Raw genomic sequence first — 13,282 nt, 5'->3', positions numbered from 1 at the left:
ACCGAAGGGCGTGATAGCCGTGGTCACACTGCTCGCCGCACCAGCGGAACCGCTCACGAACGCCGGTGACACCCAGCTCGTCCTCGCCGCCCTGCTCGGCATCGCCGCTGTCGTCCTGCTCATCGCGTGGGGCAAGGTGCACCCGTTCCTCGCGCTGATCCTCGGCGCCGCGGTGCTCGGCGTGGTCGCCGCCGTACCCGTCGACAAGATCGTCACGTCGTTCAGCGGCGGCGTCGGCTCCACGGTCGGCGGCGTGGGCCTGCTGATCGCGCTCGGCGCGATGATCGGCGGCCTGCTGGCCGAGTCCGGCGGCGCGGACGGCATCGTGGAACGGGTGGTCGGCCGGGTCTCCGGGACCGCGCTGCCCTGGGCGATGGCCAGCGTGGCCGCGCTCATCGGCCTGCCGCTGTTCTTCGAGGTCGGCGTGGTGCTGCTGGTGCCGATCGTGCTGCTCGTCTCGCTGCGGGTGAACGTGCCGCTGATCAAGATCGGCATTCCCGCGCTGGCCGGCCTGTCGGTGCTGCACGGCCTGGTGCCGCCGCACCCGGGCCCGCTGGTGGCCATCGACGCGCTCGGCGCGAACCTCGGTCAGACGCTCGCCCTGGGCCTGCTGGTGGCGATCCCCACGGTGATCATCGCCGGGCCGGTCTTCGGTAACTTCATCGCCCGGTACGTGCCGGCCACCGCCCCGGCCGAGCTGCTGCCGACCCGGCGCGACGCCGACGACCACAGCCCGACCCGTCCCGGTGACGGACGGCTCGACGCCGACGGCGACCTGGTCACCGAGGACGACCTGGTCAACCCGGGCACCGGGCGGCCCGGCGGCGCGATCGACGAGCCGGCCGGACGGCGCTCGCGCCGCGCCCCGGCGCTGTGGGCGGCGGTGGTCACCGTGCTGCTGCCGGTGGTGCTGATGCTGCTGCGGGCGATCGGCGAGCTGACGCTCGGCGAGGACACCACCGGCCGCAAGGCGCTGGACATCGTCGGCACCCCGATCATCGCCCTGCTCGCCGGCGTCATCTTCGCCATGATCTTCCTGGGCTACCGGTCCGGCTTCAGCCGTACCCAGGTCTCCGGTTTCCTCGGCGGCTCGCTGCCGCCGATCGCCGGCATCCTGCTGATCGTCGCCGCCGGTGGCGGCTTCAAGCAGGTGCTCGTCGACGCCGGCGTGGGCGACCTGGTGGCGAACGCCGCCGACGGCGCGAACCTCTCCCCGCTGCTGCTCGGCTGGCTGGTAGCTGTCGGCATCCGGGTCGCCACCGGCTCGGCCACCGTCGCCACCATCACCGCCGCCGGCATCGTCGCGCCGCTGGCCGACACGCTCGCCGCCCCCGAGGTGGCGCTGCTGGCGCTGGCCATCGGCTGTGGGTCGCTGTTCTTCTCCCACGTCAACGACGCCGGCTTCTGGCTGGTGAAGGAGTACTTCGGGTTGACCGTCGGGCAGACCATCAAGAGCTGGTCGGTGATGGAGACCATCATCTCGGTGGTCGGTTTCCTCGGCGTCCTGCTGCTCGACGTCTTCATCTAACGGGTCAGGGAGCCTCGACGCCGGAGATGCGGAACTTGTGCACCTCGGCGCCGAGGATCTCCGTCACCTGCTCGGCCTCCGGGCCGGAACCCCGGAACGCCAGCAACTGCTCGTCGGACTCCCACCGCTCGTAGACGTTGATCCGGCCCGGCTCGACCAGGTCCGCGCTGACCGCGAAGTCCACGCAGCCGGGCGCGTCCCGGGCCGCGCGGACGGCAGCCTCGCAGGACGCCAGGTAGGCGTCCCGCCGGGCCGGATCGACGTAGAGGGTGCCGGCGACGATGAGCATGCCGGCCATCCTGCCACCCGCTCCCGGTCAGGACCGGGTGATCGCGTTGGCGTGGATCGCCTCGTTCAGGTACGCGGCCATCCCCGGCCGCAGCGCCTCGAAGTACGCGGTGAACCGCGGGTCCGCCACGTACATGTCGGCCAGACCGGTGTGGATCTCGTACGAGCAGTCGTACCACCACTTGGTGATGAGCTGCCGGTGCTCCTCGGCCAGCGCCATCGCCTCCGGGCCGTCAGCCGGCGCGCCCGAGTCCATCAGCGCGGCGAACCGCCGCCCCCACTCCTCGTTCTCCGCCTTGTTGCGCAGCCAGTCCTCCTTCGAGTAGCGGCCCGCGCGCTCCTGCGACTGCCGGTACGCCTCGGTGCCGCCCCAGCGCTGCTCCGCCTCCTCGGCGTGCTCGTCCGGGTCGAAGTCCCCGAACACCTCGAACCGCTCCTCCGGCGTCAACTGGATCCCCAACGTCCTCGCCTCCATCGCGTGTTCGATCGCCGCGACCATCTCCTGGAGCTTCCCGATCCGCCCGGACAGCAGCTCGTGCTGCCGGCGCAGGTGCGCCACCGGGTCGGCGTCCGGATCGTCCAGGATCTCGGCGATCTCCTCCAGCGGGAACCCCAGCTCACGGTAGTAGCGGATGAGCTGCAACCGGTCCAGGTCCGCCTCGTCGTAGCGGCGGTAGCCCGCCGCCGTGCGCCCGCTGGGCCGCAGCAGCCCGATCTCGTCGTAGTGGTGCAGCGTCCGGACCGTCACCCGGGCCGCCCGCGCCACCTGCCCCACCGTGTACGCCATGGTTCCCTCCCTTCCGCGACCAACGCTGCCGCCTTCCGCTGCGTGAGGGTCAAGCCGGAAAACACGACGACGCCCCCGACCAGGATCGGCCGGGGGCGTCGTCGGTGCGGTCAGTTGGTGACCTTCTCCTTCTCCGGGGCGGCGAAGGTCGCGGTCGGCGGGGTGCGGAAGGCGTGCACCAGGCCGGCGGCGGAGAGCAGCAGGAGCAGGCCCGCGCCGAGGTACACGGCCAGGGCGCCCTGCTCGGCCTTGCGGCCGAACTCGCTGAAGCCGTACGAGGTGAGCAGCAGGCCGCGCAGCGTCTCACCCTTGAACACGGTCTCCCGCTGGGCGGTCACCTCGGCGAGCTGCTTCTGCAGGTCGGCCAGGTTCGCGGCGTTGCTCTGCTCGGCCTGGGCCACCTGCTCACGAAGCGCGCTCTGCGGCTCGCCCAGGTCGGCGTAGGTCTTGCCGCCGGCCATGTTCTTCAGGTGCAGGCCGATGTACTCGTTGGCGTAGCACTCCGCCTGCTTGCCGGTGGTCATCTTCTGGCCGGCGTACTCGCGCAGGCAGTCCGACTTCTTCTCCTCGTCGGAGAGCTTGTCCGCCGGGGTGAAGGTGATGTTCTGCTCGCCGAGCTGGCTGCGTACGTAGTCGTTGGCGAAGTTGGCGTTCGTCGTCAGGACGACGCCGACGACGAGCAGCAGGACCGCCAGGCCCAGCCCACCGATGCTGAACAGCAGGTCGAGAGTCCGTCGCTTCATATCAAGCTCCCGTGTGGAGGGTGTGTTCGTCTTGTTGACGAGAACCATCATGGCGGTGCCGGACCGCCCGTGAGCAGGGTCGAACCCCCTGTCCCGTCCGGGACCTTCGGCCCCCGTGGACCCGGGCCGGTCAGCGGTCCGCGCCCGCCCCGGACAACGCGGGAAGCAGGTCGGTCAGGGCGGCCGGGCGGCCGTACCGCCAGCCCTGGCCCTGCCGGCAGCCGATCGCGGTGACCGCCGCGTGCTGCGCGACCGTCTCCACACCCTCGGCCACCACGGCCAGGTCGAACGCGCCGGCCAGCCGGTTCACCATCTCGACTGTGGCGTACGCGCGGCTGTCCCCGGCGTCCAGCCGGGACACGAACGACCTGTCGATCTTCAGCTCGGTGGCCGGGATGCGGTGCAGATAGCTCAGCGACGAGTAGCCGGTGCCGAAGTCGTCGATGGCGATGCGGATGCCGAGGTCACGCAGCTGGGACAGCCGGTCCAGCACCGCCTCGCTGCCCTCGATCAGCGCGGACTCGGTGAGTTCCAGGGTGAGCGCGCGGGGCGGCAGGCCGGCCGCGGCGACCGCGCCGGTGACGGTGGCGATCAGGTCGGGCCGGCACAGGTGGGCGGCGGCGATGTTGACCGCGACCGTCACCTCCGGCGCGTGCGCGCGCCAGGTCGCCGCGGCCCGGCACGCCTCGTGGATGACCCACCTGTCGATCGCCACGATCAGCCCGGTCTCCTCCGCCAGCGGCAGGAACCGGGCCGGGGTGAGCACGCCGAGGCGGGGATGCCGCCAGCGCACCAGCGCCTCGGCGCTGCGTACCGCGCCGGTGTCGAGGTCGACGATCGGCTGGAACTCCATCAGCAACTGGCCCTCGTCCACCGCCCGGCGCAGGTCGGCGATCAGCTCGGCGCGGCTGACCGCCGACTCGCGCAGTTGCGGCGTGCACGTGCGGTACGCGGCCTTGCCGGCCGCCTTCGCCGCGTACATGGCGATGTCGGCGTCGCGGAGCAGGTCGGTGTGCGAGGCGTGCTGCGGCCCGTACTCGGCGATGCCGATGCTCGCCGACGGGTGCACTCCCAGGTCCTCCTCGCCGGGCAGCGGCTCCAGCGCGGCCAGCAGCCGGATCGCGAGCCGCTCGGGCGGCACCGCGCGGTCCCCGGCGACCAGCACCGCGAACTCGTCGCCGCCCAGCCGCGCGATCATCCCGTCCGGGCCGACCGCGTCCCGCATGCGCTCCGCCGTGGCGGTGAGCAGCCGGTCCCCGGCGGCGTGCCCGAACCTGTCGTTCACCTGCTTGAAGCCGTCCAGGTCGAGCAGCACCACAGCGACCGGCCCGCCGGTGCGCAACGCCCGCCGCAGCCGCCGGACGAACGTCAGCCGGTTCGGCAGGCCGGTGAGCTGGTCGGAGTACGCGAGCCGGCGCAGCCGGCCGACCAGCCGCAGGTTCTCGTTCGCGGCCAGCCCCTGACGCAGCGCCAGTACGCCGAGCAGGGCCATCATGCCGACGAAGACCACGTGCGGGGTCTGCCCGCTGGGCCGCCGCGACAGCATGACCGCGACGATCGCGCCGCCCACCGGCAGGTACGGCAGCGCCACCCGCCACCACGGCGGCAGCGGTGACTCGACCACGTCGTCGTCGCCGTCCTCGTCGACCGGCGGCGGATAGCGGGTGGCCAGGCCGACCAGCAGGTAGCTCAGCGGCCAGCAGATGTCGACCGGGTGACCGGGCGTGTAGTTGCCGTGCGCGACCAGGGAGACGTAGACGGCGTCCGCGCCGGCCCGGATCGCCAGGCCCGCCCCGATCACGGTGAGCGCCCGCCACATCGGCCGGCCCGGACCGGCGACCGCCACCAGGATGGTGAGCTGCATCAGGTCGAACATCGGGTAGAGCAGGCCGAACGTACGCATCGGATCGGCCAGGCCGGCCTCGGTGATCTCCTGGAACACCACCACCCAGCCGATCGGGAGGAGGGCCAGCCCGACGATGACCCCGTCGAGCAGGGTGCGTGCCCGGCCGATCAGGCTGCGCGGGCCGGCGCGGAAACTGAGCAGGGCGGCGGTGCCGGTGACGATGCCGCCGGCGAACAGTCCGGCGACCAGCGGCGTGTGCGGCAGCCCGAGCCCGCCGAGACGCTCGACCGTCCACACCGTACGGCCGAGCGCGGCGAGGACCATGGTGACCGCGAGCAGCTCCCAGAACCGGCGTAGCGCGACCGGGTGGCGCCGCGCCGCGCCGACGCAGAGCACCGCCGCGAGGCTCGACACCGCAACCGCGCCGAGGTCGCTGACCAGCGCCGCGCCGGGCAGCCGGGCGACCAGCCAGGCCGTCTCCCCGAGTACGACGACGGCGGCCGCGACAAGTCCGACACGGCCGGCGAGCGGATGACGGGCCGGCGCAGCGGCGGCGAGGCTCACGTCGAGCTGGGGTACAACGATGCGCTCCGGCTCTCTTCCAGACGTGCACCCTCGACGCCGAGGGCAGGACGACGGACGGCGCAAGCCTAGTCAGCGCCGGGGGCCGCCGCCAGAGTCGACGGCTGTCGGTCAGCGGACCGTGACGGTCAGGACCAGTCCTCCGCCGGGGCCGGGTCCGGCGGTGCGGCGGCCGTGCCGGGCGGGCCGCCGTGCGTCCACGGCGTCTCCTCCGGCGCGGGGAACGCGCCACCCGGCAGGAAACCGTCGGAGAGGCTGGTCAGGCAGATCCGCTCGCCCACCTCCGGGACGCTGCCGGGCGGCGCGGTCAGCCCCCGGCCCATCCCGCCGGACAGTTCCAGCACCACCTCGGTCTTGCCGTCCGCGCCGGGCGTCACGAACACCACAGTCGCCTTCTGCGCCGGGCGCTGCGGCGAGTACAGCCTCGCGCCCACCGGCATCGGCACCGGCTCGGTGGTGACCACCTGGATGCGCGGGCGCAGCACCGGCCGTTTGCCGGAGTCGTCCACCCGCGCCGGGTCGGCGAGCGTCACCTCGCCGACGAACGCCTCACCGGACAGCCGGTGCTCGGCCATCACCAGCGGATCGTCGTAGGCGCGCTGCACCGCCCACGCGGTCGACGCCCGTTCCAGCCGCTGCAACCGCAGCGCCGCCGCCACCGCGCCGTCGCGCCGCGGCTGCGGGCCGCCCCCGGCGTCGACGTGCTCGGCGTGCGCGGTGAACGCGTCCCGGTCACCGGCCCACCGGCCGGCCACCCGAGCACCGGCCGGCAGCGTCCGCAGCAGGCCGACGCCGCGCCACATCAGCTCCCAGGTGGGCGCGAGCTGGTCGCGCAGCAGGCCGGCAAGCTCGTCGTACGCGGCCGCGCGGGCCGCCGGGTCGTCCCCGGCCCGGGTGTACGCCTCGATCGCCGGGGCGAGCCGGCGGTTGTCGAAGTCCGGGTCGGTGGCCGGCCCGGCCGGCGGGCAGTGTGCCGGGTCCTCGGCGCGGGCCGCCGCCTCGGCCCCGGTCAGCCCGGCCGGCGGGTCCAGCCAGCCCAGCACCGCCGGCAGATGCAGGTCCTCCACCACGCTCTGCCCGGTCGCCCAGTGCAACGTCAGCGCCTCGGTCAACGCCAGCAGCGCCGACGAGCCGGGCTGCTCGGCACGCTCGGCGAAGAACGTCAGCCAGCGACCCAGCAGCGGCACCGACTGGTGCACCGGATAGTCACCGTCGGTACGGCGGAACCGGGTCGAGCGCCCGAACAGCCGCAGGAACGTGATCCCGGCCGGGTTCGGCACCAGCAGTTGCGGCGCGTCGACGTACCGGTGGCGGACGTCGCGGCCCCGGTCCACCGGCACCGCCTCGGTCAGGTCACGGAACTCGTCCAGGTACGGCAGCACGATCGCGGCCAGCTCGGCGGCGAACGCGAACCGCTGGTCCCGGTTGCGCGGCTGCGGCACCACCAGCAGCCGGGCCTCGTCGGGCGCGGCGCCGACCATCGCGGCGAGCGGGGCGTTCGCCTCACCGGCGAGCGCGAGCGGCACCAGCACCAACGGCCGCTCCGACAGGTGCAGGTGCCGGACGGTGGCCACCGGCTGGGCCCGCCCGGAGACGACCGCCTGCGCCCGGGCGAGCGCGCGCAGCGTACTCATGCGGTCTGCCCGGCGAGGGCGTCGGCGCGCAGGCGCGCGGCGGCCCGCAGCAGCGCGGCGGCCTCCGCCTGCCCCGGCTCGGGCGCGGCCGAACCCTCGGCGAGCGCCAGCACGTCGGCCACCTCCTCGACGCCGCCCAGCGCCTCGCGGACCGGCCGGCCCAGCGCGCCGGTCTGCCCGCGCGCCTCGTGCCGGCAGAAGTACGCCAGCTCGCAGGCGGCCAGGCAATCAGGCGCGTAGCGGGCCGGCACCTCGTGCAGCGCGGCGGCGAGCGTCGCCGGATCGGCCGCCGGATCGACCGTGAACCCGGCCGGCACGGCGGCGAGCAGGTCCTCGACCCGGGCCATCCGGGCCAGCTGGCGGCGCAGCACCAGCAGCTGGCGGCGCACGTCGAGCAGACTGGCCACCGGCTGGTTGGCGAAGTCGCGCGGGCAGACCAGCACCACCTCGTGCGACACCAGCTCCGGGTCGTGTCCCTCGGCGGCGAGCAGCTCGCGCAACGCCAGCACGTAGACGGCGGACTGGATCGCGGCGGCGGCGACCTTGCCCGGGTCGGCCTGCCCGTCGATCACCGGGAACGACTTGATCTCCACGACGTGGAACCGGCCCGCCAGCCGGGCGGCGACCAGATCCGGTTCCAGGTGCACCCGGGTACCCGCCACGTCCAGGCCGAGCAGCGGGTGGTCGAACAGCGCCGGGCCGTCGCCGCTCGCGGTGAGCGCCGCCCGGGACCGTTCCGGCCGGTCGTCGTCGGCGCCGAGGTCGGTCCAGGTCGCGCCCTCCGGGACGGGTACGCCGAGCCGCTCCGCGACCAGGCGCAGCAGCTCCTTCCCGCCGTCGGCCTTCACCTGCGCCTCGAACGCGTTGCCGCGGGTGATCGCGAAGCGGGACTGACCGAAGCGGGCCGGGAAGCCGAGTCGCTCGGCCAGCGCCGGCTTGTCCGCGCCCGCGCTGTCCAGCACGGCGCGGCGGGTGCAGCCGGGGTTGCCGGTCAGCGCGGCGATGGTACGGGCGTTGTGCCGCCGGGGCGGCCCACCACCCCTGATCCGTGCCAGCCGATCTTCCACCCGATGAAGTGTAAGGAAGGGCCCCCTGTTAACGCCTCCGGTAGAGGAAGGGCCCCTTATTAACACGGTGCGTCAGCGGTCGGCGGAACGGTTCCAGGGCGAGCGGGGCGACTGCGCGCCCGCGACCCGGCGACGCCGGCGGTGGTGCCGCCGCCCGGGGGTGCAGGGTGGACGGGCGGCGGTGTGCACCGGCGGGGCGACCGGAGCGGCCGGCTGCCGGCCGATCAGCCAGTAGAGGAAGCGGGTCACGGTCAGCCGACCGGGAGGCGCTCGGCCTCGGCGCGGGAGATGTCGTACTCGGCGCCGCAGAACGTGCACTGCTGCGCGTACCGGGTGCGCAGCGGGATCAGCGGGACGAAGAAGAGGCTGAACTTGGTGACCCGGCGGGTGATCACCTGGGCGGCCTGGTTGCCGCAGTTGCGGCAGACCTCGGTGACGACGCCGGACCGGACGACCTTGGTCCGCAGCCCGAAGATGAAGAACATCGCCCGGCATTACCCACCCGGGCGCCGTGTTAAAAGGGGCCCCCTCCTCTACCGGAGGCGTTAAGAGGGGGCCCTTCCTTACAGCCAGATCGGCTTCCAGTTGGGCACCTCGTGGAAGCGCCGCAGCTCGGCCCACCCGGCCACGTTCCCGCTCCACGCCGCGTACGGCGGGTTGCCCTCGTCGAAGCCGGACTGCACGAACGTCAGCTTCGTCCGGCCGTCGGACTCCGCCAGTTCCCAGGACGTCACGCCGACGGGCCCCCAGTCGATGGACAGCGCCCGCCCCGGCGTCACGTCGAACACCTTCGCGGCCTCACCGGCGTCGAGGCCGCCCATCGCGTACCGGCCGCCCTCCCAGGGCTCCACGCCGATCGGGTAGCCGAACCAGGCGGTGACCTGCGCCGAGTCGGTGAGCGACGTCCACACCTTGTCCATCGGCGCGTCGATGACCACCTCGCCGCGCAGGTCGGCGGAGGTGAAATCGGTACGCGGCAGCAGCGGCCGGCCGTCCAGGTGGTCGTTGAGGTGGGCGATCGCCAGGTACCAGTACGTCTGGAGCACGCCCCGGATGCTGCTGCCGCTCATCGCCTCCGCGTAGTCGAAGTGGCTCTGCCGCAGCGTGAGTATCGTGCCGTCGCCGTCGGGCTCCAGTTCGAACTCGGTGGTGGTCTCCACCCCGTCGAGCGTCCACGCGAAGCGCAGTGTCCGGTCGTCGACGTGCAGCAGCCGCTGGTGTGGCGCGTCGCCCTCGGGCGTGTAGCGGCCCCAGAACTCGTACCGCCGGGGCAGCTCGACCTCGGCGTGCTCGGCCAGCCAGACGCGCAGCTCGGCGGGGTCGGTCAGGGCTCGGCGGACGGTCGCCACGGGTGCGGCGAGGCGGGCGCGGATGGTCATCGGCTCACTCATGCTTGTCGCCTTTCGGGTAGCAGGCCACGGCGAGTTTGAAGGCGTCGCCCTCGGCGCCGCCGTAGCGCGTGAACAGGTCCTGCAGCGTCGTCTGCAGGTCGTGCAGGAACTCCTGCCGTCGCTCGGCGGGCACCCGGATCTCGCCGGAGACGCCGACGGACGGCAGTTCGGGGGCGGCGCGGTCGAGCGCGGCGATGTCGGCCTGGACCTCTTCCATGAGGTCGAGCAGGTAGCCCAGGCTCAGCTCGTCGCGGGCCCGGCGGGCGCCGCCGATGCGGCCGACCAGGCGGGGCGAGAGCCAGTACGACCGGGCGGCGGCCTGGTAGATGCCCTCGGTGATGCCGCGCACCTGGCGCTGCGCCACCTGCTCGGCCAGCCCGGCCGCGACGAGCTGCTTGACGTGGTAGTAGACGCGCTGCGGCGTCTGTTCCAGCCGGGCCGCGACCTCGGTGCAGGTGCGGGGTTCGGCCAGTTGCCGTAGCACCTCGATGCGCTGCGGCTTGAGCAGGGCCTCGGCCTGCTCGCGCTGTTCCAGGTACAGGACGTCTCTCATGGCAAAATCAGTTTGTACGTACAAAACTTCTTTGTCAATGACTTCGACGAGAGGCCGCGCGGTCCGCGCGGCCTCTCGTCGGTACGACCGGTCAGGGCGTCCAGTCCGGACGCAGCGGGTACCCGTTCACCCCTTCCGGGCCGTTGTGCGTGGCGAGCACGTGGTGCAGCTGGATGCCGTTGCGCTCGAACGCCAGCCGGGAGCCGGCCATGTAGAGGCCCCACACCTTGGCGGTGCCCGGCCCGACCTCGCCGACGCAGAAGTCCCAGTGCTCGACCAGGTTGCGGCACCAGCCGGCGAGCGTCAGCGCGTAGTGCTGGCGCAGGTTCTCCTCGTGGTGCACCTCGAACCCGGCGTCGTGGATCTCGCTGATCAGCCGACCCGGACCGGCCAGCTCGCCGTCCGGGAAGACGTACCTGTCGATGAACGCGCCGGAGCGGTGCGGCGCCCGGTTGTCGGCCCGGGTGATGCAGTGGTTGAGCAGTCGCCCGCCGGGCTTGAGCCGGGAGCGCAGCGCGCCGAAGTAGGCCGGGTAGTTGCGCACGCCGATGTGCTCGGTCAGCCCGATCGAGGAGATCGCGTCGAACTGCTCGTGCGGCGCGTCCCGGTAGTCCAGGTGGCGCACCTCCGCCAGCTCGCTCAGCCCCTCCCGCTCGATCGCCGCCCGCGCCCACTCGGCCTGCGCGCGGGACAGGGTGACGCCGAGCGCCTTGACGCCGTACTCGCGGGCCGCGTGCCGGACCATGCCGCCCCAGCCGCAGCCGACGTCCAGCAGCCGCATCCCCGGCTTGAGCGCCAGCTTGCCCGCGACCAGGTCGTACTTGGCCCGCTGCGCCTCTTCGAGGGTGTCGCCGGGGCTGCGGAAAACCGCGCAGGTGTACGTCATGGACGGCCCGAGCACCTTCTCGTAGAAGGCGTTCGACACGTCGTAGTGGTGCGAGATCGCGCTGCTGTCCCGGGTACGCGAGTGACGCAGCCCGGTCATCAGCCGCCGCCAGCGCGGGGCCGCCTCCTGCGGCGGGGGCGGCGGCGGACGCAGCCGTTCCCAGCCCAGCCCGCGGACCAGCGCGAGCGCCTCGCTCATCGCCGGGATCCGCAGCGGCACCTCGTCCTTGATGACCCGCAGCGCATCGTACGGGTCGCCCGGGTGCACGCCCTCCAGCCCGAGGTCGCCGCTGACGTAGGCCCGGGCCATGCCCAGGTCGCCGGGCGCGGTGAGCAGGTAGGACAAGCCGCGCTCGGTGTGGATCGCCAGGGTGATGCCGGCGTCGGCCGGGCCCACCGCGCTGCCGTCGTAGCCGGTCACCCGGACGGGCAGGTCGCCGGTGGTGACCGCGCGGACCACGTCCGCGACTGTGGGTCCGGTACGCCGGCCGCCCGCCGGCGGGCCGGCCGGGGCGCTCGCCGCCCCCGGTGTTCGGTCGGTCAGACTCATGCTCGGGTTACCGCCTTCTCGTACAGTCCGGTGAGTCGGTGGTCCGGGTCGTAGCGGTCCTTCACGGCGCGCCAGGTCTCCCCGCCGTAGAGCCGGTCGAACTCGCCCCGGTCGTAGTACGCGTCGGAGTAGAGCGACTTGTGACCGCCCACCTCCGACACCTTGCGCTCGATCTGGCGGTTGACGTCCCCGTCGGCGGCGCCCGCCGCGATGGGCACGCTTCCCCAGAAGCCGATGTTCACATACGTTTCGCCCGGTCGGAGCGGATATAGCGGCCACGCCTTCGCCGACCCGGGGCCGGCGGGCTCGCGCAGCCGCAGCGGGCACAGCCACACCGGCGTCATGCCCACGTTCGCCGCGAACCAGCGCAGGAACTCGGGCGTGCGGTCCAGCGGGACCTCCACGTCCTGCACCACCCGTTCGCGGGCCGGGCGGCCCCGCCACCTGTCGACGCGCGCGGCCACCTGGTGCCGGTGCTCCAGCCGCACGATCCGGTGGTAGACGTCGCTGCGCCGGTAGCGCCGCGGCCACAGCCTCCGCACCACCGGGTGCTGCACCCCGAACGCCGCCGAACACCAGAACCAGTCGGTGTCCCAGCGCCAGAGATAGTCGTACGCGGTGAGCGTGTCCCGGGTGCGCCGACGCAACGAGCGGTAGTAGATCTCCTGGCCGGTGTAGTCGGACGGACCGTCCTCGGCCTCGTCGGTGAACGTGCCGAGCACGAGGTACGCCTCGCCGGGGCTGAACATCACCCCGTCCATGGCGTCGACCGGCTCGCCGCCCCAGGCGCCCTTGGCCACCACCTCGCCGACCGCGTCGACCAGTTCCTCCGGCCGGGTGAACCGGATGTTGCGCAGCGCCATGTGACGGCGTACCGGTTGCAGCTCGATGCGCAGCCGGGTGGCGTAGCCGAGGCTGCCCAGCGAGTTGGGGAAGGCCCGGTGCAGCTCGGCGTGCTCGCCCCGGGGCCGGGTCGTGACGATCTCTCCCGAGCCGGTGAGCACGTCCATCTCCAGCACAGACTCGTGCGGCAGGCCGTTGCGGAAGGAGGTGGACTCGATGCCCAGCCCGGTCACCGCGCCGCCCAGCGTGATCGTGCGCAACTGCGGCACGACAAGCGGCATCAGGCCGTGCGGCAGCGTCGCGTCGACCAGATCCTCGTAGGTGCACATGCCCTGCACGTCGGCGGTGCGGGCCGCCGGGTCGACGGCGAGCACCCCGGTCAGGCCGCTCACGTCCAGACCCGGCGTACGTGGAGCGGAACGTGGCCGGAAGAGGTTCGAGGTCTGCTTGGCCAGCCGTACGGGTTCCCCGGCGGGCACCGCGGCGTAGGAGCGCCGCAGCGTGTCCACCGCCCGTTCATGATCACGGACAGCGTGCATGAGATCACCTTACGCGCGGGTACGACAATTCGGGGGACGTCCACGA

13 protein-coding genes are annotated in these 13,282 nt (G+C 73.1%); 1 reads left to right on the top strand and 12 read right to left on the bottom strand.

Translation table 11 applies throughout. The features are described 5' to 3' along the window. Nucleotides 1–19 precede the first annotated feature (19 nt). Complete coding sequence (locus PVK74_RS26585; protein WP_274477482.1) at nucleotides 20–1,528, top strand: GntT/GntP/DsdX family permease; 1,509 nt, start codon at nucleotides 20–22, stop codon at nucleotides 1,526–1,528. A 4-nt stretch (nucleotides 1,529–1,532) separates the two neighbouring features. Here PVK74_RS26585 and PVK74_RS26580 read toward each other — a convergent pair whose 3' ends face one another. The 12 genes from PVK74_RS26580 to PVK74_RS26525 form a co-directional block, all read right to left on the bottom strand. Further along, nucleotides 1,533–1,817, bottom strand: coding sequence for a putative quinol monooxygenase (locus tag PVK74_RS26580; protein WP_013474158.1), 285 nt, complete (start codon nucleotides 1,815–1,817; stop codon nucleotides 1,533–1,535). A gap of 27 nt (nucleotides 1,818–1,844) precedes the next feature. Then, nucleotides 1,845–2,603 (bottom strand): MerR family transcriptional regulator, encoded by a 759-nt coding sequence (locus PVK74_RS26575; RefSeq protein WP_274477481.1) that lies wholly within the window; start codon nucleotides 2,601–2,603, stop codon nucleotides 1,845–1,847. 110 nt (nucleotides 2,604–2,713) lie between these two features. Further along, nucleotides 2,714–3,346, bottom strand: a complete 633-nt coding sequence (locus tag PVK74_RS26570) for a hypothetical protein (RefSeq protein ID WP_043326326.1) — start codon at nucleotides 3,344–3,346, stop codon at nucleotides 2,714–2,716. 130 nt (nucleotides 3,347–3,476) lie between these two features. Then, complete coding sequence (locus PVK74_RS26565; RefSeq protein ID WP_181373807.1) at nucleotides 3,477–5,756, bottom strand: putative bifunctional diguanylate cyclase/phosphodiesterase; 2,280 nt, start codon at nucleotides 5,754–5,756, stop codon at nucleotides 3,477–3,479. Nucleotides 5,757–5,902: 146 nt separating this feature from the next. Next, on the bottom strand, nucleotides 5,903–7,408 hold the full coding sequence (locus PVK74_RS26560) for a hypothetical protein (protein WP_274477480.1): 1,506 nt from the start codon (nucleotides 7,406–7,408) through the stop codon (nucleotides 5,903–5,905). Further along, nucleotides 7,405–8,475, bottom strand: coding sequence for a hypothetical protein (locus PVK74_RS26555; protein WP_043326330.1), 1,071 nt, complete (start codon nucleotides 8,473–8,475; stop codon nucleotides 7,405–7,407). The genes PVK74_RS26560 and PVK74_RS26555 overlap by 4 nt, the downstream gene beginning before the upstream one ends. Before the next feature lie 72 nt (nucleotides 8,476–8,547). Then, entirely contained in the window at nucleotides 8,548–8,724 is a 177-nt protein-coding gene (locus PVK74_RS26550) for a hypothetical protein (protein WP_274477479.1), read from the bottom strand. A 2-nt stretch (nucleotides 8,725–8,726) separates the two neighbouring features. Next, nucleotides 8,727–8,960: a zinc-ribbon domain-containing protein gene (locus PVK74_RS26545; RefSeq protein ID WP_043326332.1), complete on the bottom strand. Its 234-nt coding sequence runs from the start codon at nucleotides 8,958–8,960 to the stop codon at nucleotides 8,727–8,729. Nucleotides 8,961–9,038: 78 nt separating this feature from the next. Beyond that, nucleotides 9,039–9,866: an SRPBCC family protein gene (locus PVK74_RS26540; RefSeq protein WP_274477478.1), complete on the bottom strand. Its 828-nt coding sequence runs from the start codon at nucleotides 9,864–9,866 to the stop codon at nucleotides 9,039–9,041. Further along, a complete protein-coding gene (locus PVK74_RS26535; RefSeq protein ID WP_187693773.1) occupies nucleotides 9,859–10,419 on the bottom strand; it encodes a winged helix-turn-helix domain-containing protein in 561 nt (186 codons plus the stop codon). The genes PVK74_RS26540 and PVK74_RS26535 overlap by 8 nt, the downstream gene beginning before the upstream one ends. A 91-nt stretch (nucleotides 10,420–10,510) precedes the next feature. After that, nucleotides 10,511–11,854 (bottom strand): class I SAM-dependent methyltransferase, encoded by a 1,344-nt coding sequence (locus PVK74_RS26530; RefSeq protein ID WP_274477477.1) that lies wholly within the window; start codon nucleotides 11,852–11,854, stop codon nucleotides 10,511–10,513. Then, complete coding sequence (locus tag PVK74_RS26525; RefSeq protein WP_274477476.1) at nucleotides 11,851–13,236, bottom strand: FAD-binding oxidoreductase; 1,386 nt, start codon at nucleotides 13,234–13,236, stop codon at nucleotides 11,851–11,853. Before PVK74_RS26525 ends, PVK74_RS26530 begins: the two co-directional genes overlap by 4 nt. Nucleotides 13,237–13,282: the final 46 nt, after the last annotated feature.

It is taken from the genome of Micromonospora chalcea (genome assembly GCF_028768405.1).
Lineage (GTDB): Bacteria > Actinomycetota > Actinomycetes > Mycobacteriales > Micromonosporaceae > Micromonospora > Micromonospora chalcea.
Note: the sequence above shows the minus strand (reverse complement) of the source record. Positions and strands in the feature narration are given on the sequence as shown.